Annotated in this window: 18 protein-coding genes; 4 read left to right on the top strand and 14 right to left on the bottom strand. The window is 44.9% G+C overall.

Going from position 1 to position 23,285, the window contains the following annotated elements; all coding sequences use genetic code 11:
- Positions 1-40: 40 nt before the first annotated feature.
- From Q3W13_RS10160 to Q3W13_RS10130, 7 genes are all read right to left on the bottom strand, one after another.
- On the bottom strand, positions 41-1,177 hold the full coding sequence (locus tag Q3W13_RS10160) for a glycoside hydrolase family 18 protein (RefSeq protein WP_302863442.1): 1,137 nt from the start codon (positions 1,175-1,177) through the stop codon (positions 41-43).
- A gap of 106 nt (positions 1,178-1,283) precedes the next feature.
- Complete coding sequence (locus Q3W13_RS10155; protein WP_302863441.1) at positions 1,284-3,503, bottom strand: transferrin receptor-like dimerization domain-containing protein; 2,220 nt, start codon at positions 3,501-3,503, stop codon at positions 1,284-1,286.
- 148 nt (positions 3,504-3,651) lie between these two features.
- Positions 3,652-4,434, bottom strand: a complete 783-nt coding sequence (trpC, locus tag Q3W13_RS10150) for an indole-3-glycerol phosphate synthase TrpC (protein ID WP_302863439.1) — start codon at positions 4,432-4,434, stop codon at positions 3,652-3,654.
- 175 nt (positions 4,435-4,609) lie between these two features.
- Positions 4,610-5,233, bottom strand: coding sequence for an aminodeoxychorismate/anthranilate synthase component II (locus Q3W13_RS10145; RefSeq protein ID WP_302863437.1), 624 nt, complete (start codon positions 5,231-5,233; stop codon positions 4,610-4,612).
- A 40-nt stretch (positions 5,234-5,273) separates the two neighbouring features.
- A complete protein-coding gene (locus tag Q3W13_RS10140) occupies positions 5,274-6,683 on the bottom strand; it encodes an anthranilate synthase component I family protein (protein WP_302863436.1) in 1,410 nt (469 codons plus the stop codon).
- Positions 6,684-7,006: 323 nt separating this feature from the next.
- Entirely contained in the window at positions 7,007-7,453 is a 447-nt protein-coding gene (locus Q3W13_RS10135; RefSeq protein WP_302863434.1) for a cytochrome B, read from the bottom strand.
- Between the two features lie 48 nt (positions 7,454-7,501).
- Entirely contained in the window at positions 7,502-8,311 is an 810-nt protein-coding gene (locus tag Q3W13_RS10130) for an SDR family oxidoreductase (protein WP_302863433.1), read from the bottom strand.
- A gap of 306 nt (positions 8,312-8,617) precedes the next feature.
- Between Q3W13_RS10130 and Q3W13_RS10125 the strand changes: the two genes are divergently transcribed.
- A complete protein-coding gene (locus Q3W13_RS10125) occupies positions 8,618-11,317 on the top strand; it encodes a PAS domain-containing protein (protein WP_302863431.1) in 2,700 nt (899 codons plus the stop codon).
- A 3-nt stretch (positions 11,318-11,320) separates the two neighbouring features.
- On the opposite strand, the gene lpxB is transcribed toward Q3W13_RS10125, so the two are convergent.
- The 5 genes from lpxB to Q3W13_RS10100 all read right to left on the bottom strand — a co-directional run bounded on the left by lpxB (position 11,321) and on the right by Q3W13_RS10100 (position 17,705).
- Positions 11,321-12,457 (bottom strand): lipid-A-disaccharide synthase, encoded by a 1,137-nt coding sequence (gene lpxB / locus Q3W13_RS10120; protein WP_302863430.1) that lies wholly within the window; start codon positions 12,455-12,457, stop codon positions 11,321-11,323.
- Positions 12,454-12,717, bottom strand: coding sequence for a hypothetical protein (locus Q3W13_RS10115; RefSeq protein WP_302863428.1), 264 nt, complete (start codon positions 12,715-12,717; stop codon positions 12,454-12,456). The genes lpxB and Q3W13_RS10115 overlap by 4 nt, the downstream gene beginning before the upstream one ends.
- 3 nt (positions 12,718-12,720) lie before the next feature.
- Positions 12,721-13,494 (bottom strand): 5'/3'-nucleotidase SurE, encoded by a 774-nt coding sequence (gene surE / locus Q3W13_RS10110; RefSeq protein ID WP_302863426.1) that lies wholly within the window; start codon positions 13,492-13,494, stop codon positions 12,721-12,723.
- A gap of 147 nt (positions 13,495-13,641) precedes the next feature.
- Positions 13,642-16,767: an AsmA family protein gene (locus Q3W13_RS10105; RefSeq protein WP_302863424.1), complete on the bottom strand. Its 3,126-nt coding sequence runs from the start codon at positions 16,765-16,767 to the stop codon at positions 13,642-13,644.
- A gap of 338 nt (positions 16,768-17,105) precedes the next feature.
- Positions 17,106-17,705: a DUF2807 domain-containing protein gene (locus Q3W13_RS10100; RefSeq protein ID WP_302863423.1), complete on the bottom strand. Its 600-nt coding sequence runs from the start codon at positions 17,703-17,705 to the stop codon at positions 17,106-17,108.
- 514 nt (positions 17,706-18,219) lie between these two features.
- Here Q3W13_RS10100 and Q3W13_RS10095 point away from each other — a divergent pair.
- The 3 genes from Q3W13_RS10095 (at position 18,220) to Q3W13_RS10085 (ending at position 20,258) form a co-directional block, all read left to right on the top strand.
- Positions 18,220-18,867, top strand: coding sequence for a YceH family protein (locus Q3W13_RS10095; protein ID WP_302863422.1), 648 nt, complete (start codon positions 18,220-18,222; stop codon positions 18,865-18,867).
- A 117-nt stretch (positions 18,868-18,984) separates the two neighbouring features.
- Positions 18,985-19,587: a DUF4142 domain-containing protein gene (locus Q3W13_RS10090; RefSeq protein ID WP_302863421.1), complete on the top strand. Its 603-nt coding sequence runs from the start codon at positions 18,985-18,987 to the stop codon at positions 19,585-19,587.
- A 122-nt stretch (positions 19,588-19,709) separates the two neighbouring features.
- Positions 19,710-20,258: an NUDIX hydrolase gene (locus Q3W13_RS10085; protein ID WP_302863420.1), complete on the top strand. Its 549-nt coding sequence runs from the start codon at positions 19,710-19,712 to the stop codon at positions 20,256-20,258.
- A gap of 65 nt (positions 20,259-20,323) precedes the next feature.
- On the opposite strand, the gene Q3W13_RS10080 is transcribed toward Q3W13_RS10085, so the two are convergent.
- Positions 20,324-21,757, bottom strand: coding sequence for an NHL repeat-containing protein (locus Q3W13_RS10080; RefSeq protein WP_302863419.1), 1,434 nt, complete (start codon positions 21,755-21,757; stop codon positions 20,324-20,326).
- Positions 21,758-22,255: 498 nt separating this feature from the next.
- Positions 22,256-23,278: an asparaginase gene (locus tag Q3W13_RS10075; RefSeq protein ID WP_302863417.1), complete on the bottom strand. Its 1,023-nt coding sequence runs from the start codon at positions 23,276-23,278 to the stop codon at positions 22,256-22,258.
- Positions 23,279-23,285: the final 7 nt, after the last annotated feature.

Below are 23,285 nucleotides of genomic sequence, written 5' to 3'. Positions count from 1 at the left end.
GATGGGTGGGGAACCCGTCGCTATAAAAACCGCATTGCTGCTATTTCAAATCCCTGTCGATCTCATCCAGCAGATATTCCTTTTTATCCGAGCTGTATTCCCAAAACATTACGCCGGCAAGCTTCTTTCGGTTTACATAATCGCATTTATTTTTGATGGACCACTCATCATCATAAGTGATAAACTGCCGGGTAACAGGATTAAATAAATATGGTGCTCCTGCATCCAGGTCGCGGTAGTATTTAAGGCCGGACGCCGGGTTATCAACCAGGCTGTCTTTAATGAATGTGTAACCGCCGGCACGCATTTTACCATCGGTTTTTATACCAAGACCATTCGCAGTAGTATCAATCACCCGCGAAGAATGCCCGTAAAACGCCACTCCAAGTACCAGTTTTTTAGCAGGCACGCCCGCCGTCATAAAATCGTTAACGGCTTTGTCGCCGCTGTCAAATGCCGGGTTGTATTTCTTCGAGCCGTACAGGTTAGTATGGTGCACTGATATATGCAAGCTATCCTGGAAATAGTCGTAGCTCATCAGGTTAATGTAGTTCAGATATCTGGCAACCTTGTCCATTTCGGTATTCAGGGTAAACCGCTTAAACCCACCGACCGCTGCGGTTAAAAACATTTTGTTGCCGGTTTCTTTTTCCAGCTTATTAAGCTCCTTGCGCAGAGCCTTAAACATCAAGGTATAATTTTGCTTATCTGCTGACCTGAAAACGTTGCCGTCACCTATGTCATTAGGGTATTCCCAGTCTATATCCACGCCGTCAAGATGATATTTTCTTACTATATCAACTGCGCTTGCAGCAAAAGCCGTACGCGACGTATCTGTCAAGACTGCGTCCGAAAAATTTTTGCTCCATGCCCATCCACCGATTGAAATCAACACCTTCAGCTTTGGGTTATCCTTCTTCAGCTTCACCAGGTTTTTAAAGTTTGTAGTATCAGTCTTGATATTGGTCAGGAAAGCCCGGTTATTTTTGACGTTGACGAATGCATAGTTAATATGGGTGAGTTTTTTTGCATGCACCATAGTCGTATCGATCAATCCGTGGAAGCCACCTACATAACCGATGATGACATGTTTGCCGGGTTGGGCGAGCGCAGGCAGGGCCGTAATTAAAAGCAGTAACAGGCCAGCGAGCGACTTGCCTTTTTTGGATAATCTCATTTTTTTTATATCTAAAGCCTTGTCATCCTTAGCGAAACCCTAAATCGAATTCGCACTCATTACAGGCTTGTATGGTATATTATCCGGGTTGACCGGCTGCCGAAATTCAACTTCCGGCAGCCGTATTCAAATAAACCGACAACTTATTTATACTTGCCGCTACCACTCCAATCTGCTCCTGCGCTTCTTTCCAATTGCGCTGCTCTATGGCCTCGCGGATACCCGGCAATGTCTTCACACCATAGCCGGTATAAAAGCCCGGCGCGTAAATAGTGTGGCGGTACCATGGCCGGCGCGGCAAACCATCGATAGAAAGTAATTGCTGTTCCGCCTGGTAAAGTTGTTTGTTTAGCTTATCATTGTCTCTGTTATCTTGTGATGCCAGCGTCCACTTGGTTGCCAGTTTATCCGCTGCTTTTTTAAAGGTGTCCATAGCAGCTTTCAGTGTAGTAAAATCCAGCCTTGGTACAGTGTCTTTTGCTACAGGAAGTTGCTCGCGTTTAGTTGGGTCGGCCGCCAGCGCAAAATCATTAGCTTTAATCAATTGATTTTCGATAGCAGTATTTTCATGCATTTTGTCCACCAGATCAGTAAGCTCGGTAACATATTTGTCGATGGTGGTTTGCAGGTTACGGAAATCAAACGGGAGCAAATCCGCGTCAGCCATTCGTAATACAGCATGTCCGGCGGTTTGTGCCAGGGCTACGCCGTATTTAAATGACGAGTCTTTAAACCGGCGGTAATCATCAAAAGAGTCATAAATAGAATGATACTCGCCGCCGCCATCTTCACCACCGTAGCCGATATCCAGTGTGGGTATACCCAGGTGCTGCAAAAACGATGAATAATCCGAACCCGAACCAAGTGATTCGAGCTTGCCGGTTTTTCTTTCCAGTATTTCCTTTTTGTCCTTTGCCGATGAAGCGTCAACCGCCTGCTTTGCTTTTCTGCGGTCGAACACGCTCACATTGGTCTGCGGATCTGTAACGTTCTGAGTAATTTCGTCCACGAAAGGCTCGAGTGCCTGCGAGCCGCCTGTACCTAAAAAGCCACGGCCGTTACCATCAGAATTAATATATACCACAGCCTTTTGCTGCAATTCCTTATCATGTTCTTCGGCAAATTCAGTTGAACCAAGCAAGCCCGGTTCCTCACCATCCCATGAGCAATAAATAATGGTACGCTTGGGTTTCCAGCCGGTTTTCAGCAGATCACCCAATGCTTTGGCTTCATCCAGCATGGCTGACTGCCCGCTTATAGGATCGCCGGCGCCGTTTACCCAGGCGTCGTGGTGATTGCCGCGCAATACCCATTCATCGGGGTATTTGCTTCCTTTTATTTTGGCAATAACGTCGTAAGCAGTCACCATGTCCCAGTTAAACTCCATTTTCAGGTGAGCGGTGGCTTTTCCAGCGCCAAGATGGTAGGTAATGGGCAGTCCGCCCTGCCAGTCGCGCGGGGCCACCTGGCCATCCATAGCAGCAAGCAAAGGCTGCGCATCGTGATAGCTGATAGGCAACACGGGGATTTTTAATATTGTTACGGCATCATTTCTGTCTAATCGTTTCGCTTCTTTGGTTGCGCCAACGCCGGGTGTAAGCGGGTCGCCGGGATAAATCACCATGTCCATTACAGAACCACGCTGAACGCCATATTCGTTCTTGTACGCCCCTTTCGGATATACATCTCCGGCGGTATAGCCATCATCTTTAGGGTCCGAATAAATGATGCACCCTACCGCACCGTGCTCATAAGCTACTTTTGGCTTTATCCCGCGCCATGAGCGGCCATATTTTGCGATTACTATTTTACCCTTTACGTCCACACCCAGTTTGGCCAATGTCTCATAATCATCTGGAAGGCCATAGTTTACAAACACAAGCGGAGCTGTTACATCGCCATCACCGCTCCATGCGTTATAGGTCGGCAATTGGTTGGCTTGGCCGGAAGTTGCATCTTCTGCAAGCGCAGGCTCTTTCAGCAGGGCAGTGTATTTTGTAGGACCGGTCAGCTCGAGCACTCTTGTTTTTGGTGTCGGGAATAATACGGTATAAGCTTCCAAATGCGCATCAAGTCCGTAGCTTTTATATTTTGCAAGTATCTTTTCAGCCACGGCTTTGCTGCCGGGTGAACCTACGTTGTGCGGGAACGCTGATAATTCTTTAATGGTTTCGCCAATGCGTGGCGCACTAAGCGAGGCATCGAAGGCTTGTTCGGTCTGTAGTTCTTTAGCGGAAGAAGCTGACGTAAAACCACCGATGATTTTTTGTTGCGCCGATGCGGCACTGGTTATCGCAATTAGGGCAAGCGTAAAAGTTTTCTTCATTTTTGCGGATGAAATGTAATTGCGTGAAATTAGGGATTAATGCGGGGATTTCAAATGCGGCGGATATACAATCGGATTTGATGGAAAAAAGCGTGGTAAAATGTACAGCAACCAGATTTGCTTTTTGGCCAATGAGAAAACCGGAAGGCTATAACACTTTCACGAAATCCATCATTGCCGCTCCCGGATTTTCCTCTTTCATAAAGTTCTCACCGATTAAAAATCCATTAAAACCTGCAAGTTTTAGTTCTTTTATAGTTTGAGGATTGCTTATGGCACTTTCAGATATCTTTAAAAAATCTGACGGAATATGCGGCGCCAGATCATAAGAAGTTTGTACTGATACGGTAAAGTCGGCGAGGTTACGGTTGTTTACACCGATTGCATCAAGATTGGGATTTATACTGCGCTCCAGTTCTTCAAGGTTGTGCACTTCCAGCAGTACGTTTAACCCAAGGCTTTTTGCCAGCGAAGCAAGGGTTTGTATTTCGGCAGGTGTAAGTATTGCCGCAATGAGCAGGATAATATCGGCGCCCAGTGACTTCGCTTCTATTACCTGGTATTCATCAATCATAAAATCCTTTCGAAGGATAGGGATATTGTTGGCAGCTCTCGCAGCTGTTAAGTCGGCCTTCCTCCCCATAAAAAAATCCCGATCGGTTAATACCGAGAGAGCGGAGGCTCCGGCGGCAGCATAACCGTTGGTGACTTCTTTTACGCTTATCTTATCATTGATAATGCCTTTTGACGGTGACTTTCGCTTAAATTCTGCAATAATTCCGGTCCGCGACGCATCGAGCAGGAAGCTTTTAAATGAGTAGCAACCCCGGTGGAATTGTTCAGATTCTTCCAGCTTGATGTATGAGGTCCGGTTTTTTGCCCGCGCTACTTCGCGCTTTTTATTTGCGACTATTTTATCTAAAATATTCATCAGCCCTTAACCCCTGCAGGGGAAATTAAGATTTATAAATTTGTTAATTATTTTATTCTAATGTTTTATGGTAGGGGCGTATTGCATAAAGCCTCACCGGTATTCGTTTATAAGCGCTGGCCGGTGGCTGGCGTTTTAAGGGCGTATATAATAGGCCCCAACTATTAGGATTCCCCTACCTTAACCAGTTCTTCATCATCTCTTTCCCAAATTCCGTCAGTACAGATTCAGGATGAAATTGAACGCCCCTTACATCGTATTGTTTATGACTAATTGCCATCAATGAGTTATCTGTTTCGTCAATTGCCGTCACTTTTAAAACATCCGGCAGTCCGTCCTCATCCACCACCCACGAATGGTACCGGCCCACTTTAAAGCTCTCCGGCAGATTCTTAAACAGCGGTTCGTCTTTATCAGTTACTTTAATCGGAGTGGCAATGCCGTGCATTGGCTGACTTAAGTTATGCAACTTGCCGCCGAAGACCTCTGCAATCGCCTGCTGGCCAAGGCAAACCCCAAATATGCTTTTGACCGGCGAGTATTTCTCAATTACCTCCATTAGCAAACCTGCTTCACGAGGGATGCCCGGACCCGGCGAAAGGATGATGCGGTCGTACTTCTCTACATCGGAAATGTTAAATTTATCATTCCTCCACACTTCGCATTCCAGGCCGATTTCGTTAACCAAATGCACCAGGTTATAGGTGAATGAATCGTAATTGTCGATGATTAATATGCGCCCCGGCCCCCTGAAGGAGGAGGCGTTGGTAGGCGATGCTTTATTTATATCGTGTGTCATTTTCTTCTTTTTATCAGTCTCCCTTTAGGGGGTATGCGGCCTACAGTTCTTCAGCCAGCTCAATCGCTTTCCGTAGTGCAGCTATTTTGTTATCAACTTCTTTCAGTTCGCTTTCGGCTATTGATCCGGCTACAATTCCTGCCCCGGCCTGGTAATGCAGAGTATTGTTTTTACTCAGGAACGATCGGATCATAATAGCATGGTTAAAGTCGCCGTTAAAGCCAAGAAACCCGATGGCCCCGCTGTAAAAGCTGCGTTTGGTTTTTTCATTTTCGTCGATGATTTCCATCGCGCGGTATTTTGGCGCGCCGCTTAACGTTCCCGCGGGATAAGTATCGGCTACCACCTTGAATGAAGATACTCCCGGCTGCAATTTGCCGCTTACGTGCGACACCAGGTGTATCAGGTGCGAATAGTACTGCACCTCTTTAAATGCCTTAACCGTTACATCGCTGCAATGCCGGCTCAGGTCGTTGCGGGCTAAATCTACCAGCATTACATGCTCTGCCGATTCTTTGGGGTCCGCCTCCAGGCGACGGGCGATTTCGGCGTCTTTTTCGTCATCACCACTTCGTTTAAAGGTTCCGGCTATGGGGTATATGCTGGCAATATTGTTTTTTACTGTAATCTGCGCCTCGGGTGACGATCCAAAAATCCGGAAATCCCCATAGTCAAAATAAAATAGGTAGGGAGATGGATTAATAGAACGCAGCGCCCTGTACACGTTAAATTCATCGCCCAAAAACTTTCTCGAAAAGCCGCGGGAAGGCACTATCTGAAAAACATCTCCCCTGTAAATATGCTGCTTCATCTTTTCAACCACAGCCATAAATTCCTCATTGGTGAGATTCGATTGTTCGGCATCTCTGCTTTGAAAACCGTATTCAGGAAAGTTTTTGTTACGGATCAGGTCAGCCATTTTTTCCAGGCCGTTGTTACTTGCTTCGCCTTCGGGCTCATTCTGAAAAATATAAAGCTCGTTTTTGAAGTGATCTATCGCAATAATGTAGCGGTAAATATGATATTGCATTACCGGTATCTTACGCGGGTTATCCGGCGTATCTTTCAGTACAATGGTTTCGAAATGCTCAACGGCTTCATGCGTAAAATATCCGAATATGCCGCTCGATATAATTTTACCGGGTAATACGGTTGCTTCGAAACTGGCAATAAAGTCGTTTATTTTTTCAATCAGGTCAAAACTGCCGGGCGCTAAATTAATTTCTGTGGCGTCCGGATAAGTAACCTTAAGCGCCCCGTCATTCAAAACAAAGCCACTTATAGGTTCGCAGCAAACATAACTCATGCTGTTTTCGCGGCTGTGATAGTCAGAGCTTTCGAGCAACAGAGAATTGGGAAATACATCACGCAGGCGCAGGTAAATGCTTACCGGCGTGGTAGTGTCAGCCAGTAGCTTTTTTTGCGTAGTTATAATCTTATATCTTTTCATTTTTCTTTAAAAACGTTTTCATCAACTTATCCGGCTCCTTCCCAGTTCAGAAGGTTCAAAACCGATGCAGCTGCAAGTCCCTTCCCTTAAAAGCATTGAGGCTGAGCAAACACACCGTTTAAAAAGCCTTTAAAACAAAAAACCCAGCGAATGAGGCTCGCCGGGTTTTTTATTTAGGTTTACAATTGATTAATCGTCAGATCAAAAACTTAGCCGGCCGCCAAAATTAATTGGTGCCACCAGCTGTTGTTATGATTTGCTCTGAACATTACGGTCACAAATTTATAAAGAAATTTGAATTGCCAAATTTTTTCTGCATTTTTTTATGACTGAGAACCCAAAACAGGTAAATGACCAGCCATAATGGTACCAACAATCACTATAAACGCAATGGTATAAAATATGGCAATAGTACGGTGTCTGCTTTCGGGCAGAGTGATCTTTTTTGATTTGCTATGACCGATTGTAATTAAAACGATAGCTATAACCATCCCAACCCAATGTTCAACAGAAAAATATCGGGTGACGCTATTACTCATGGTGCTGCTATTGAACTGTACCAGCGGACTCACAAAAAGCAAAACAACGCCTATGAGCAACTGCGTATGCGCAGAGATTAACGCAAACAAGTTAAGCTTTCGGTTAGTTTCGGTATACGGCTTACGGCCCAGCCAGCCAAGCAGCGATTGAATGATGGCTACCAGCACCAGCAGAAAAACAATGTATCTGAAGCCTGAATGCAGATGTTTAATAATAACGTAAGTATCCATGAGGTTGAAATTTGTTTCGAATATACGAGGTTTAGCTGTCGCCGAAGATTATTTTATTCCGTAATGATCATTCATTAGTTTTTCAAAGATTCCGCCCGGCAATATACTTTTTAACGTTGGTACAATAGTCTGGCCGATGGCGCCCACCAGGTAACGGTGCGCCGGGCTGGATGAACCAACTATCTGGCATAACTTTTTGCCTATCATTGCGGGATTGGCGCCGATGCTTTCATCTTTTTCCATGGCGGCTACCGCGGCATGGTATTCCTTTTCCAGCATTTCATTTTTTATCGGGAACGGCACTTTTTCGCGGTTTTGCGTAAAGTCCGACTTAAAATCACCCGGATTGATTAATGTAACCTTCACGCCGGTATTGCGCAGCTCCATGCGCAGGCTTTGCGAGTAACCCTCTATAGCATATTTTGAAGCGCTGTACATGCTCTGGTAAGGCAGCCCGAACAGACCAGCAAGCGAGCTGATGTTTACAATCAAGCCATTTTTAACAGCAATCATATGCGGCAATACTGTGCTGCTCACGCGCACCACGCCAAAAAAGTTTACCTCAAACTGCTTTTTCGCACTTTCAACCGGCATGGCGTAAGCGGGGCCGGTAACTCCGTTGCCTGCGTTGTTAACCAGAACGTCGATATGTCCTTCGGCTTTGATGATTTTATCGATAGCCGCACTTACCGAGGCGTCATCAGTAACATCAAGCTCAATAGCTTTGAAAGGAACTGATTTCATTCTCTTTAAATCGCGTGACGAACCATAAACGGTATGTCCTTTTTCATGCAATGCGGTGGCGCAGGCCAAACCTATACCAGACGACGCACCGGTAACTAAAATTACTTTGCCCATTGTTTGTTGTTGTATGTATATTAGGGGTTGATTACTAACTGCAAGGTGTAAAAATGCAAATTAATCGTCAGGCTAAAAAATTAGTTTCGGTAATATTTAGGATTGTTACGGTTAGCAACGCCGTATAAAAACTATATTCTTTCATACAGCAATTTAGTTGCTGTTTGCAAATCAATAATGCGTAAATTTATTTGTATTTTTATTTCGGCAGGTTGTACTGGAGATTCAGCGTAAATATGCAGGCCCGTCCTAATAACCCTGCTGATTTTTCCCGCCAGCACAATTAATGCCTGAACTGATTAAGCTATGACAAAGGACCAGTATCTTATAGAATCTGTGAAGTCTTCCGCCTTGCCAACGGTGCTTTTGCGCGCAGACAGACCGATGTTTTCTATAGTCGAAATAAATAGTGCTTATCTGAAGTTGAAAGGTATTAGCAGGGAAAAATTAATCGGCAAGGGTTTTTTTGATACTTTTTACAATAATAAGTATCATGACGTGCCCGGGTGGATGGAATCGTTTGAAAAAGTAATAACTGAACGGAAGCCCGATAAAATACCGGCAAAAAGCTACAACATAGCCGTGCCCGGCAGCCCCGCAAAAGAAAGCAATTTATGGGAGATTAATAACACACCTATAACGGATGATAACGGCGACATCTTATTCATCATACATTCCATAGCAGATCATAGCCCCCGGCCCCTGACCCGCGAAAACACAGAGCGGACTGTAACAGCGTCTGCAAATCAATTTTATTCGTTGCTGCAAACCATAGAGGGGGTGGTTTGGGAAGCGGAAGCTGATACGCTTAAGTTTACATTTGTTAGTGAGTACGCCTGCGATCTGTTAGGCTTTCCTGCCTCAGACTGGCTGCAGCGTCAAGGTTTTTGGCAAAGCCGCCTGCATCCCGGTGATAAAGAAGAAGTGCTAAACCTGGTAGATTCGAAATCTAAATCGGTAAAAAGTTTTTCGCTGGAGTACAGAATGATAAAGGCGGACGGAAGCACCGCCTGGATAAAGCAGATTGTTTCGGTAGTGAGGGAGAAAGGCCGGAAACTGCTCAGGGGGATAATGTTAGACATTACCACCACCAAGCGCCTGAGCAACCTTGAAAACCTGGAGCGAAACGTATTGGAGCTGAATTCAAAAAGCCATGTGGCCATACATGATATCCTGTCTTATTACCTTAAGGGGGTTGAGGCAATGTTCCCTGCTATGCTTTGTTCTATTTTGCAGGCAAAAAATGGCCGCTTATACAATTGGGCTTCGCCGTCGCTGTCCGAGCCTTATATACGGGCGATAGACAACCTTCCGATTGGTGAAAACATTGGCTCGTGCGGCACCGCTGCCTTCCTTAAAAAGAAAGTTATAGTAACTGACATTGAGTCTGATGTGCGATGGGCTGCTTACAAAGACATAGCGCTAAAGCATAACCTTCGCGCTTGCTGGTCATATCCGGTTATTAATTCGGATGGAGTTGTAATGAGTACGTTGGGTATGTATTATAACACCCCTAAGACGCCTAACGAAGAAGAATTAAGAATTATTGAACGCGTTACCTCGCTGCTGAAAATCATTTTAGAAAACAGGCAGAAAGCTGAAATAATAGCCGACGCAACTTTTATGATGACACAAAGCCAGGAGCTGGCGCAGTTTGGCAACTGGCACTGGGATGTGCAAAACAACGTGGTGCGCTGGTCCGACAGCCTGTACAGCATATACGGCTTAAACAAAAAAGACTTTAAAGCCACTTTTGAGGGTTACCAGGAACTGCTGCATCCCGAAGACAGGCAACGCGTGTACGAAACTGTAGAAAACGTGTTGAAGACGCAAACAGATGTAGAGTTTGAAGAAAGGATAATCAGGCCTACTGGCGAGATCAGGTACCTGAAGTCATGGGGGAAACTAAAATGCGACTCAAACGGGATGCCTATAGAGATGATAGGCGCCTGCCTGGATATTACGGAAAGTAAAAAGACCCGCGAAGAGCTGGAAGCAAGTGAGCAGCGCCTGCGAAGCCTGGCCGACTCCCAAACGAATTATGTGATCCGCATTAACCTGGATGGCAAATACACTTATCTGAATAAAAAATACATTGAAGATTTCGACTGGATATTAAAAGACAGAGAGCTTACCGATACGGATGCATCACTCACCGTGAAACCGTACCATCACCAATTGGTTGCGGCTATCACCAAAAAGTGTATCAAAAATCCGAACAAAGTTTACCAGGTTGAAATAGACAAGATACGACCGGATGGGGGCACGAGGCCCACATTATGGCACTTTATTGGTCTCCCCGATTCCAGGGGTAAGACCGTCGAAATACAATGCATCGGCCTGGATATTACCGACCTTAAAAATGCGGAGACGGCTTTAAAGATAAGCAATGAGCGTTACGAGTATGTTAACAAAGCAACCCGGGATGCAATTTTTGACTGGGATATAAAATCCGGTAACGTGAAATGGGGTGATGGCTTCTTCAGACTATTTGGTTTTGACAGCGGGCACGAGCACACGATTGAAAGTTGGCTGTCAAATGTTCATTCAGCTGATAGGTATAAGATCAGCAAAAGCTTTAACGATGCAATTGCCGACAGCAGCCGGGGTAACTGGAAAGGCAACTGCCGTTTTAAAAAGGCTAACGGCAGTTATGCCTATATTGAAGGGAACGGCCATATTATAAGGAACGATGCAGACGTGCCGATACGGATGATCGGCGCTATACGGGATATAACGGAAAGGCTTAATTACATTTTGGCTATTGAGAAACAAAACAAAAAACTGCTGGAGATTGCGTGGACACAGTCGCATGTGGTGCGGGCGCCACTATCGCGTATCATGGGTCTCACTGAACTGATTAAAGACCCGGCCGATAACGGAAAGGAAAAACAAGAATTATTAGAATTGCTGCAAACATCCGCCAATGAACTGGATGAAATTATCAGGAGCATATCCGAAAAGACTGAACAAATTGATTTGAAGGCCGGAACGGCCCTCAAATAATCGTTACGCTGCCGGTACTCCTGTTTGCTGGTGTTCCAGGGCATACTTAATAATCAATTCGGCTGCCTTTGCCGATGCGCCAGGCTCGCCCATCCGTTTATCCAGCTTATCGTAATTATCAAGCATTTTCTGACGATACGCATTATTGTTTAAAATGGCGTCAAGTTCGGCGGCTATAACAGGGGTTGAACAATCCGCTTGTATCAGTTCCTTAACTACCGGGGAATCCATAATTAAGTTTACGAGAGAAATAAATTTTATTTTCACCACCATACGGGCTATACCAATAGAAACTGGATGGCCTTTATAAACTACTACTTGCGGAACATTTAGCAAAGCTGTTTCGAGTGTTGCTGTGCCCGAAGCTACAACCGCGGCCTCTGCATGCGTCAGCAAATCATAAGTGGCGTTACATACCACCGGGATGTCTTTGCCGCCGGGCAATTGCCTATAATAACCAGCATCAAAGGAAGGAGCGCCTGCAATTACAAATTGATGCCGCGGGAATTTTTCAACCAACCCGGCCATTTCGGGCAGCAACCGGCTGATTTCCTGCTTTCGGCTGCCCGGTAGCAAGGCTATTATCCGTTTACCTTCCAGCCCGTTTTTTGAAAGGAAATTTTTATCAGGTTTAAAAGCCGAAATGGCATCCAGCAGCGGGTTACCAATATAGTCCACATTCATGTCCCAGCTTTTATAAAAATCCACCTCAAACGGCAGTATGCAAAACATATGGTCGACAATGCGCTTAATCTTCAGCACACGCTTCTGGTTCCAGGCCCAAACCTTAGGAGAGATATAATAGCAAACCAGCACCCCATTTTTTTTAGCGAATTCGGCGATTTTTAGATTGAATCCCGGAAAGTCAATCAATATCAGCACCTCCGGCTGCCAGGCAGCAATATCGTTTTTACAGGCTTTTAGATTGGCGAGGATGGTGCGCAGATTGGCCACCACTTCCATAAAACCCATAAAAGCCATATCGGCATAATGTTTTACCAGCTCGCCGCCTTCGGCTTTCATAAGGTCGCCGCCATAATAACGAAAAGTGGCATCAGGATCGCGCTCTTTTAATGCTTTCATCAGACTTGCTCCGTGCAAATCGCCCGATGCTTCGCCGGCTACCAGGTAATATTTCATCGCAGGTGTCCTTTGATTATAAATACTGCAATCAAGACAATAAATGTGGTTGCCATCATAGCCTTGCCGCTTTTATCATAGCCGTATCTGAAAATAAACCGCATCGCCAGTAGATTAAGCGCAACAGCCAACAGGTAAGGCAGCGCCGGGCGATTCATCACTTCGGCGGTGTATCTAAAATAATAAGCAGCGCCGCATGCAATTGCCGGGAATATTAATGCTGCCAGAGCGCCGGTGAGATAGCTGTTTTTGTTGAGCATAAATTAAACATTAAATTGCCATCCATTCAATACAGGAATTGCGTGGTGCGCCGTCATATCAAACTGAACAGGCACTACCGAAACATAATGGTGTTGCAGCGCCCATACGTCAGTGTCCTCACCATGGTCATTATTCTGAAAGACGCCGGTGAGCCAGTAGTAAGGGCGTTTGTATGGGTCTGTGCGCTCATCAAACTCTTCGGCCCACTTGGCACTGGCCTGGCGGCAAATTTTTATTCCTTTTATGCCACCGCCCGGCGGAAAGTTTACGTTAAGCAAAGAGGCGGTCGGCAGGCCATTCTGTAAAACCTGTAGTGCGATTTCCTTCACAAACTTAAGGCAGTGCGAAAAATCGGCGTGAAGTGAGTAGTCATCCAGGGAAAAACCAATCGACGGAATACTTTCTATCGCGCCCTCAACCGCCGCCGACATGGTGCCGGAGTACAAGATGTTGATGGAATTATTCAAGCCATGATTGATACCTGAAACGCAAAGGTCGGGCTTTTGACCTTTAAATATTTTAGTTACGGCAAGTTTAACACAGTCTACGGGTGTACCGGAGCATTTATACATTTCTATACCTTCGTAGATTTCCACGCTATCCAGCCGCAATGGTTTGCCTATTGTAATGGCATGCCCCATGCCAGACTGAGGGCTATCAGGCGCAACAACAACTACCCTGCCTATTTCGGCCATAGTATCCATCAAAGCTTTAATACCCGGGGCAGTTATACCGTCATCGTTTACAACAAGAATGGTGGGCTCGGATTTTTTCATGTCGGGCAAAATTACGGATAAATAACGGATGGGGTACAATACCATTTATATGATCGGAGATCGGCGCCTTGTGCTGACAGAAACACCTGTTCAAAGCGACAGGTTTAACTTCTTGAGTGATCCTTGATGTGCCATGCGCTAACTGTGTCATTCCCCGTTATCCTCCGTCTCCTTTATCTCATCATCCTTTTTTGCCTTGCCCAACTTTATCTTAGGGTTATCCTCGGTGCCGGTGATTGTCATCGGAATACCGAAAATACCAAAAGGTGGCAAACCCAATCTGAATTGGAGGTTTAGCCTGTTATCAAAACTAACCTGCCCGCCGAATTTCAGCCGGAACCCTGCCATGCGCATCTTGGTTTCTTTTATAGTGATGATATTGTTGGCAACAGCAGTTTCGATGTTTACTTTTTTTGCATCGCCGGTATCTATTTTATGGTCGGTTTGCTTGCTTACCGAACTGAACAGTTTAAATCCACGAAATGCCACTTTCTCAGCAGATAATACGCCTCCGCCTTTCAGCGACGGGTAAACCGGCTGCATATTGGCATTTAGCCGGCCCGCAAGCTTATAATCCAGCGATACCAGGCCTTGTGCGTTTTTGGCGGCACTGGCCATGTCCCGAAACAGCTTAATCTCATTATAAGCCCGTTTGATATCGAAGTTTTTGGCGTTAATATGATAATCAAAAGCTGCATTTTTTTCACTTTGCGCCCTATACGTCGCATCCATGATTACCGGCGTGCCGATGATATTAAACCCGGTTTGCTTTAAAATGATCTTCCCATTGCAGATGGCCATTTGTCCTTTGGCATCAGTTAATTTAAGGCCATTGTATCTCACTTTTTTTACATCGGCCGTAAAATTTAGATCAAGTGTTTTTGGTACCATAATTACGCCCGAAGTTGCCGACCCTGCGTGTCCGCTTTGCGTTGGCGAGGTGCTGGCGAAGGCCATAAAGTCATCCGCAATAATTTCGGGACTTCCAAAATTCATCGTACCCTTTAGTACGGCGCCGGGTTTAGTTGCATACTCAATTACATTTGATAACGCTCCGTTCAAAGTGATGACCGAATTGCCATAATTGGCATTGAAGTCATCGAACATCATCTTATCATCTTTAAAGCTGAATATACCCTTGTTAATTAAGAATGGCTTGGGGAATAACGACGAGGTAAGCGACAAACTGCGCACATCCATCGAGCCGGAGTTGTGCAGCTTCGCAAAGTTACCAGCCGCGGCATCACTTTGTTTTCCGTTTAATGAAAGCCTGGTTTTTATTAGTCCCCGTACGTTATAATCTTTCACAGCGAATACCTGGTATATTTTGCCCACATCCAATGTTCCGGATGAGGCTATTTTGTAATCGATATTATCAAAGTTTTTTAAATCGGCACGGAGATAAAAAGGCTTACCCTCGAAGCTGAATGACACCGGTTTAATAAGCATTTTCACCCCCGCCAGCGTGCCCGTAGTGTTAATGATATTGGTGCTTACTTGTATGTTTTCGATTGGATGCGGATAGTATTTCGTCTTTATCTGCCCGTTTTGCAGCACCATATTGATTTTGGTAACGGGGAATACCTTTTTTGCAGGCAGATATTTTCCGTTGGTTTGCAGATCAGCTGTAAAGTTGCCTGCCAGCGAAACACCAAGGCTATCAAGCGGATAAACCTTTCTGATATCAGCCAGGTTAAATTTTGATTGCAGGGTCAGGTCCATTGGGAAACCGGGGGCGGCCGTCAGTTTAAAATGGCCTTTGATAAAATCATCCAGCACATTGGCGTTTAAGTTTTCTATGGTAAAACTGGTATGCTCGTAATGATTATCGGGGCAGCCTGCACTCATTTTAAAGCTGATATTTTTTATTGCTTCAGGCACATTTGCGTATTTGATATAGCCATTGGTGAATGACGATGCTATATTAAATTTCGGTATGCTGGTTATAACAGTATCCGTTTTGTGTTTGCGGCGGTCCTTTTTTATGGCGGTGGCATACTTGCCCTGGGCCAGCAGGTGCACAGCGTATTGTCCTTTCAAATCTACCCGTTTGATGCCGAATGCACGGTTCCATTTCTCCAGATCCATTTCACTGTTCAGTTTGGCATAGATCAATGGATTAGTAGCGCCCTTTAACTTTAGCACGGCATTTAAATAGTCTTTTCCCATATTCAGGTGTAGCGAGTCGAGGTTCACTTTCAGACTGTCTGGGTCGAGGCCGGGCAGCGCGGTCTCAAAATCCATGTACAGGTTACTCACCGGAGATGGGGCCTTCCGGTTATTGATGTAGCCGTTGCGGATTTTAATTTTCAGACTAAGGTCGGGCAGGGTACTGTCGGCAGCGTTGTATAATCCGGCCAGCTTAAAGTTGATGTTCCCGGTGCCTTTTACATCTGTATTCTCCAGCCATTTTAAATATTGAGGCGGAAGGGCCGTTACCATATCGCGCAGGTCGCTCTCATTCGAATTAATACGGAAATCCAAACTATACCCGTTCTTCAAAAACGCGAACTTTCCAATAAAATTAACAGGCAGCTTGTTAAGCAACAGGTCGTTTTTCTGGAAGAAGAAAGCCAGCGATTTGGTGTTGATCTTGGTTATCAGATCAGCGTTCAGCTTTTTGTTGAGCACATATGGCACATTGTAATAATAAAAATCAACTGACTGTATTTCGGTATGCGTATACAAGTCGAAAATATCTTTGGTCAAATCGCCCTTGCCGGAATATTTAACGCCCCGGGCTACAAATTTCATAGGCAGCGAGCGGTCGTTATAAACCACACGGCTGTTATTAATCAAAATCTGGTTAATGCCTAATGATGCGCCGGACGTGTCTGCCGGGTTAGCATCTTTCTCCCCCTTGTAAACGTTATAATTAACGCGCCCTGCACTGTCCGACTGGATATTGATGAAGGCATTATCAAGGAATATTTTGTTGATGGTGAGCTTTGATCGAAAAAGTGTGCTTAAGTCGATCCCGAACGAAACTTCTTTCGCAGCCACCAGCGTGTCTTTCTGAAAAGGCGCGCTACCGTTAAGATCGACATCGTAGAGCGTAAGCGTAAGATTGGGAAAGTGTTTAAAAAAAGAGAGACTTGTTTTAGAGAACTCCAGCTTACCGTTTATACTGCCGTTAACGAACTGTTTAATTTTATTACTTACCGTTTGCGGGAACAGCCAGGGCAGTGCAAAAAGCAGCACAACAGTACTTATAACGGTGATACCGGTTATTTTAAGGGATCTGACTATAATTTTCTTCGCGGATGGGCTCATAACTTTAATCAATTGTGACCAGCAAATACTTAAATGTTCAGGTTGGTTGGCTTCCCGTCCCGGCAGCATTCTCGTCCACCAGTCCTCTCAGAACAGAGGATTTAGGTTGTCAGAAAGCACATGTTAACCAACCCGTATTATACTGCTAAAATAGCCAAACAATTACAACCTGCTCCGTTATTAATGATATTTAACATTGGGTTAAAGCAAGGATGAGACATTTAACAAATTTAATTGCAGAGATATATGATAATCATAGGTGCCATTTCCCACCTGTAATAAAAAAGTCCCCCCGGAAACACGGGAGGACTTCGACTTATATATGATGGAGTTAAAAATTAAAGAGCGGCGATTTCTGTAAGTTCTTCCTTCGCAGTATTTTCAGTTTTTACCAGGTGCTGTACTTTCAGATCTGCTGTCTTCAAGGCAGCAGCATTGTCAAACTTAACAAATCCGTTGGTTACGTTACCGGCAAGCTCGGCTTTAGCGTTGTTGTTCAATGTTACGGCTGTACCGAAGGTATCAAGACTAAGGTTAGCGGTAGCGTTGTTATAAAGCTCGACATCAAGGTCGATTGCTGATAATTTACCGAATGATTTTACGGTAGCATTATCATAAACGCTCAGTTTTTGCAGCTGGTTAGCGGTAACCCAAACGGTTAGTTTTTGATTGCCGTATGATGCAATGCGTAATGTGCCTTTTGAATCCTGCACCATAGCATTGTCTGAATAGTATTCGTTGTAAACCTTTACCTGGTCGGCGTTGCCATTTGATACATAAACCTCGACATTACCATGAACTTCAATGGCATTGATATTATTTACTTCGGTTAGCACTGTAGCGGCTTTGCCTGTGTTTCCATCGACTGCAAAAGTTGTATTGCTGATAGCTGCTACTGTAGCTATTGAAAGGGCGGCGGTTAATATTAATGTTTTCATGACGTTATATTTAGCGGTTAAATTTTTGTTGTTCTTTGTTTTCAATGACCAAAGGAACACCCATTTTTTTACCCGGGAAAATATATTAGACCACAGGGCAACCATTGTAGACATATAGCCATTTTTGAACGCCAAACGGTTTTTTCCCTGTCTGTGACCCTTTTTAGTCGATTGATACATTAAAACGAAGTGTTTATCGGTGATTTTAGGCAGGTTGTCGGGAATATCGGGCTATGTCATTGATTTTGAATGGATTTCTACGGTTAAGCTTTGCCACCAAATATGCAGGTATTCCCAAATTCAGCACCCGAGACCTTGGCATCACCCCGCAAGCTGTACAACGAATAATCATAATACACATTATAAGAATGGTTGGGGTGGTAGTGAGCGGCGTATTAACAAAAGTCACAGTTTTTATCTGTGAAATAATTACCTTAAACTTTCGGAGTCAGACGCAACCCAAAAATGCTAAAACATCGCTTAAAAATTAGAAATACAGCTATATATTTACAAAATGGACTCACCAATAACTCTGCCTGTACTTGACGCCGTTGAAGTACGCGTGCTTGGCTCACTAATGGAAAAAAGCAAAACGACGCCTGATTATTATCCAATGACCATTAATGCCATTACCCTTGCCTGCAACCAGAAAACATCGCGCAGGCCGGTGGTTAATTACGACGAAGACACCGTTGCCCAGGCGTTGAATACCCTTAAAAGACGGGGACTGGTTTCCACAGCCACCGGCGGATCCAACCGTGTTGTAAAATATAAGCACAATTTTGCCATCGTTTATCCTGTGCTTCCGGCTGAAGTAGCTATTATCTGCCTGTTTATGCTGCGCGGACCACAAACGCCGGGGGAAATAAACACTAACTCCGGCCGTATGTATGAATTCGAATCCATCGAGGAGGTGCAGGAAAAACTGGAGCGACTGAGCAGCCCGGAGTTGCCTTTTTTGATGGAGCTACCTAAGCGCCCCGGCCAGAAAGAAGCGCGTTACGCACACCTGTTTAGTGGCGTTCCCGAGTTTACCGATGACGATTTTAATGACGACGCGTCTATTGGCCGCGCAGGCCTTGAGGCACGGGTTACAAAGCTGGAAACAGACCTTGCTGAATTACGGGAAGCTTTTGATAAACTGATGAAAGAACTGAGCTGATGCAAAGGTACCCTGAGAGTAGATAGAAATTATAACGATGATTTTTTATTTATAGGTTAAAACTTTAACAAGTGTCGTTTGTTTGAACATTTATACACACAACAAACTATAAAACCTATGAAGAAGTTAAGTTTTGCGATGATAATCGCATTAGCAGCCTTTACATTTCAGAGCTGCGGCGGACATAAGGACGCTAAAGACAATGCAGACAGTATGAATATGGCCAAGGATACTACCAGCATGGATTCCACCAAGAAGGACACCATGTCTAAAACTCCAATGGCTGTTAACACAGATGATTCAAAATTTGCCACCGATGCGGCAAATGCCGGTTTGGCTGAAGTTGCCCTGGGCAAACTGGCTCAAACAAAAGCTACAAATGCCCAGGTGAAAAACTTTGCCGATATGATGGTTAAAGACCATAGTAAGGCGAATGACGAATTGATGGCTATTGCAAAGCAAAAAAACATCACTTTGCCTACCGCGCCGGACGCTGAGCATCAGAAAAAAATGGATGACCTGTCGAAACTTTCTGGCAAGGACTTTGATAAAGCCTACGTTGATGCGATGGTTGACGGGCATAAAAAAGTTCTTGACATGATGAAGATGGGCGCCGATAAATGTACCGACAGCGACTTAAAAGCATTTGCCGCTAAAACAGCCCCGGTAGTACAAATGCACCTTGATGCCGTTACCAAGATTCAAAAAAGCATGAAATAATTACATGCTATGCGTGCCTTTAAAGGGAACAAGTCGGCGCTTGTTCCCTTTTTTTTCGAAAAACAAGTACATTACGTCTATTTTTGTGTCGCCGGCCTTATTTACGCCGGTTAATATGCACTATGCACGAAGAACTAACCTGGAAAAAACTTTCATCGCATTACTTACATAAAGGCCCCTGGGCCACGCTGCGCAGCGATCGCTGCGAAATGCCCGACGGCCGCGTTGTAGAAGACTACTACGTTTTAGAATATCCTAACTGGGTGAATGCAGTTGCCCTGACAGATGATGGCAAAATAATTATGGTATACCAATACCGCCACGCAGCAGGTATTGTGTCTCTCGAGTTGCCCGGCGGTGTAGTTGAAGCCGGCGAATCAAACGAAGAGGCCTTAAAGCGGGAATTGCTTGAAGAAACAGGGTATTTGTTTGACGACTTTGAATTGTTGTCAACTGTATACGCTAACCCGTCAACCGCAAATAACTCTACTTCCTGCTTCCTTGCGCGCAATGGCAAACATGTGCAGGAGCAAAATTTTGATGACCATGAAGAGTTAATTGTCGAGACCTTTACAATTGATGAGGTAAAACAATTGCTGGCCGATAATAAAATAGCCCAGGCTTTACACTGCACCGGGCTGTTTTACGCGTTAGAGAAGCTAAAGGCTTAATACCAATGTAAAAGATAAAGTGTTAGGCTTAAAAATTTCAGCTTTCAGCTTTAGCTTTCTTTGATCTATTTCTTTACTACAGTCAGTTTACGAATGGCATTGTTGTTCTGATCGGCTACATAAATATTGCCGCTTGCATCAACCGCAATGCCCTGCGGATTGTAGAATGTCGCTGTTGCACCGTCGCCATTTGTAAAACCGGTTACACCTGCAGTGCCCGCCAACACATATAACACATTAGTGGTTGTACAGATAATAATGCGGCCTGTTTCATCGGCTACGTAAATATTTCCATCTTTATCAAGCGCCAATGCTACAGGGAAATTTAAAAGCTGAGTTTGCGATGGTCCGCCTGCAACAGTTGTTACCACACCATCCGCGGTTACTTTACGGATGGCTGAATTACCCTGGTCTGCCACGTAGATGTTTCCGGAAGCATCTACAGCCACGCCGTTTGGATTTTTAAACCCGGCGGCAGTTCCTGTTCCATTAACAAAACCGCCGCTTTTAAAGCCTGCAAGAGTAGTTACTACACCTGCGGGCGTAATTTTACGGATGGCATTATTGCCATAGTCTGCCACATAAACATTGCCCGCAGCATCAACAGCCACGCCGCTTGGGTTGTTGAACGTTGCGGCAGTTCCGGTGGCATTGGTAAAACCGGCCACTCCGCTGCCTGCAAACGTACTGACCACACCCGCGGGAGTAATTTTGCGGATAACGTTGTTACCCAGATCGGCTACGTAGATATTACCCGAGCCGTCCACAGCCAAACCATGCGGGCCATAAAATTCTGCCTCGGCAGCGTTCCCGTCCTGATAGCCGAGTGTTCCGTTTCCAGCGAAGTTGGCAGTTATTCCTCCTGCGGTTAAGACACGCAGGCTGTTGTTGAATGAATCAGACACGTATACTTTACCGGAAGCATCAACAGCTACGCCCTGTGGATTGTTGAATGTAGCAATTATACCATCGCCGTTATTGCTGCCAGCTGTGCCGGTTCCTGCAAACGTGCTAACAGTAGTAGTGAAGCCGGAAGCCCCTGTGCTGGTAGTAAAAGTAATAACACTTCCATAGGCTGTTCCGCTGCTGTTAGTGGCAAAGGCGCGGGCATAATAAACGGTGCCTGCGGTAAGACCGGTTAAATCGGCCGTGAAATCGATTGGGTAGGTTGGATTGGTTACGTTGCCGGTGACTTTTGCATCTGTAATAACCGGCGTTTTGTTAGTAGCGCTGTAGCAAATACCTGCTTCTGTAATGGTACTTGAACCCTGTTCACTTACTGTGCCCGCAGCCTGTGCGGTTGTTGAAGTAAGGTTGATAACCAAGCCTGCTGTCGTTACCGTTGGAAGTGTGGATGTTGGCGTTGTAGTGGTTGTATCCTTCTTTTTACAACTACTGATTAAAATCACCAATGATAAAAACAGGACCGAAAACAAAGATTTTTGAAACCGGGAGGCTGTCATGCGAAAGATATCGGGGGGCGTAAAAGTTCTATTCATGTATGTTTATTAATAGGCATTATTTAATTAACCACAATATTATGATTACTATTATGAATGTTAAAAATTTTAACAAATATTAACAGCAAAAATACAAGGGTTTTATAACCCATACGTACCGGAAAAGGGATTTATTACAATAGCATCTCACTCTCACCAACATTTACAGGTAATAATAACCGTCAGGACCGCATCCAGCCCCCGATGGATAAGATTAGCATGCGAAAGGGTTGGCCTATTTAAGACCATTGCACACCGGGATTATAAGGAGTGAATGGTTGGCGTTTACAGGTCGCCAACATCCATGGTTATTCGTCTGCCGGCTGAATTGGCAGCCTGCTGAACCTGGCGGTTAGGCCGATTGAATTGACTGCTAACAAATAGTCAGCATATTAAATGCCCGGGAAGTGCTCGGTACTTGAAATTGTCGCAACAATCGTGAAAAAACGCATGGTCCGGATATGCGAAGTTTTGCTCACCTGCATCAGAAATTTTTGTTTACGAAACCGTAATTTCCCCCCTTATATCAGTCTCCAGGTACTCTTTAACTTGTTGCGGGTCTTTAAATTGGCCCAGCAGATACATCATTTTAGTAACTGCCGATTCATAGGTCATATCGTAACCGTTAGCCACGCCTATATCTTTTAATTGCTTGCTGGTTTCATAACGGCCGAGCTCAACGGTGCCAACTTTGCATTGCGAAATATCCAATATTACCTTACCGCTGTCGATAGCCGTTTTAAGCAGGTCGACAAACCATTGGTCGGTGGTTGTATTACCTGCGCCAAATGTTTCCATTACAATGCCACGAACGTCGGCAGTAAGTATAGTCTCCACCACCTTTGGGCTAATGCCCGGATATAGTTTCAGCACCGCTACATCGCTTACCAGGTTTTTGTGCACTTTCAGCATTTCCCCTTCTTTAGGGTGACGGATATCATTCACGCTAAAACGCAGATGTACACCGGACTCAGCCAGAATAGGATAATTAGGCGAACGGAACGCTTCAAATTTGGATGAATTGTATTTAAACGATCGGTTTCCCCTGAATAGCTTGTAGTCAAAATAGATACAAACTTCGGGTACGCGGGCGCGGTCGTGCTTTTTAGCTTTAGCGATTTCGATAGAGGTCATCAGGTTTTCCTTAGCATCGGTACGGATAGCACTGATGGGGAGCTGCGAGCCTGTAAAAATCACCGGCTTGCCCAGGCCTTCAAGCATAAAACTCAGCGCCGAAGCGGTAAAAGCCATGGTGTCCGACCCATGCAGGATAACAAAACCGTCAACCTCATCATAATTCGATTCTATAAGGGTGGCTAACTCACTCCAGATGGCCGGATTCATGTTAGATGAATCAATGATCTGTTCAAATGAATGCACCTTTATTTTGCAGTTCAGTTTTTCCAGCTCGGGCACATTCTCCATTATCTGCTCAAAATTGATCGGCTTGAGCGCCTTCGTCTGCGGGTCGCTCATCATACCAATTGTCCCCCCGGTATAAATGATCAATATCTCACTCATTATTGTT

Source organism: Mucilaginibacter sp. L3T2-6 (genome assembly GCF_030519355.1).
In the GTDB taxonomy this organism is placed as follows: Bacteria; Bacteroidota; Bacteroidia; order Sphingobacteriales; family Sphingobacteriaceae; genus Mucilaginibacter.
The sequence above is the reverse complement of the archived record's forward strand: the minus strand, read 5'-3'. Positions and strand labels throughout refer to the sequence as shown.

Excerpts from the sequence above, each read along its gene's own strand:
- Q3W13_RS10160 (WP_302863442.1), bottom strand. The coding sequence starts at position 1,177 with ATGAGATTATCCAAAAAAGGCAAGTCGCTCGCTGGCCTGTTACTGCTT.
- Q3W13_RS10155 (WP_302863441.1), bottom strand. The coding sequence starts at position 3,503 with ATGAAGAAAACTTTTACGCTTGCCCTAATTGCGATAACCAGTGCCGCA.
- trpC (WP_302863439.1), bottom strand. The coding sequence starts at position 4,434 with ATGAATATTTTAGATAAAATAGTCGCAAATAAAAAGCGCGAAGTAGCG.
- Q3W13_RS10145 (WP_302863437.1), bottom strand. The coding sequence starts at position 5,233 with ATGACACACGATATAAATAAAGCATCGCCTACCAACGCCTCCTCCTTC.
- Q3W13_RS10140 (WP_302863436.1), bottom strand. The coding sequence starts at position 6,683 with ATGAAAAGATATAAGATTATAACTACGCAAAAAAAGCTACTGGCTGAC.
- Q3W13_RS10135 (WP_302863434.1), bottom strand. The coding sequence starts at position 7,453 with ATGGATACTTACGTTATTATTAAACATCTGCATTCAGGCTTCAGATAC.
- Q3W13_RS10130 (WP_302863433.1), bottom strand. The coding sequence starts at position 8,311 with ATGGGCAAAGTAATTTTAGTTACCGGTGCGTCGTCTGGTATAGGTTTG.
- Q3W13_RS10125 (WP_302863431.1), top strand. The coding sequence starts at position 8,618 with ATGACAAAGGACCAGTATCTTATAGAATCTGTGAAGTCTTCCGCCTTG.
- lpxB (WP_302863430.1), bottom strand. The coding sequence starts at position 12,457 with ATGAAATATTACCTGGTAGCCGGCGAAGCATCGGGCGATTTGCACGGA.
- Q3W13_RS10115 (WP_302863428.1), bottom strand. The coding sequence starts at position 12,717 with ATGCTCAACAAAAACAGCTATCTCACCGGCGCTCTGGCAGCATTAATA.
- surE (WP_302863426.1), bottom strand. The coding sequence starts at position 13,494 with ATGAAAAAATCCGAGCCCACCATTCTTGTTGTAAACGATGACGGTATA.
- Q3W13_RS10105 (WP_302863424.1), bottom strand. The coding sequence starts at position 16,767 with ATGAGCCCATCCGCGAAGAAAATTATAGTCAGATCCCTTAAAATAACC.
- Q3W13_RS10100 (WP_302863423.1), bottom strand. The coding sequence starts at position 17,705 with ATGAAAACATTAATATTAACCGCCGCCCTTTCAATAGCTACAGTAGCA.
- Q3W13_RS10095 (WP_302863422.1), top strand. The coding sequence starts at position 18,220 with ATGGACTCACCAATAACTCTGCCTGTACTTGACGCCGTTGAAGTACGC.
- Q3W13_RS10090 (WP_302863421.1), top strand. The coding sequence starts at position 18,985 with ATGAAGAAGTTAAGTTTTGCGATGATAATCGCATTAGCAGCCTTTACA.
- Q3W13_RS10085 (WP_302863420.1), top strand. The coding sequence starts at position 19,710 with ATGCACGAAGAACTAACCTGGAAAAAACTTTCATCGCATTACTTACAT.
- Q3W13_RS10080 (WP_302863419.1), bottom strand. The coding sequence starts at position 21,757 with ATGAATAGAACTTTTACGCCCCCCGATATCTTTCGCATGACAGCCTCC.
- Q3W13_RS10075 (WP_302863417.1), bottom strand. The coding sequence starts at position 23,278 with ATGAGTGAGATATTGATCATTTATACCGGGGGGACAATTGGTATGATG.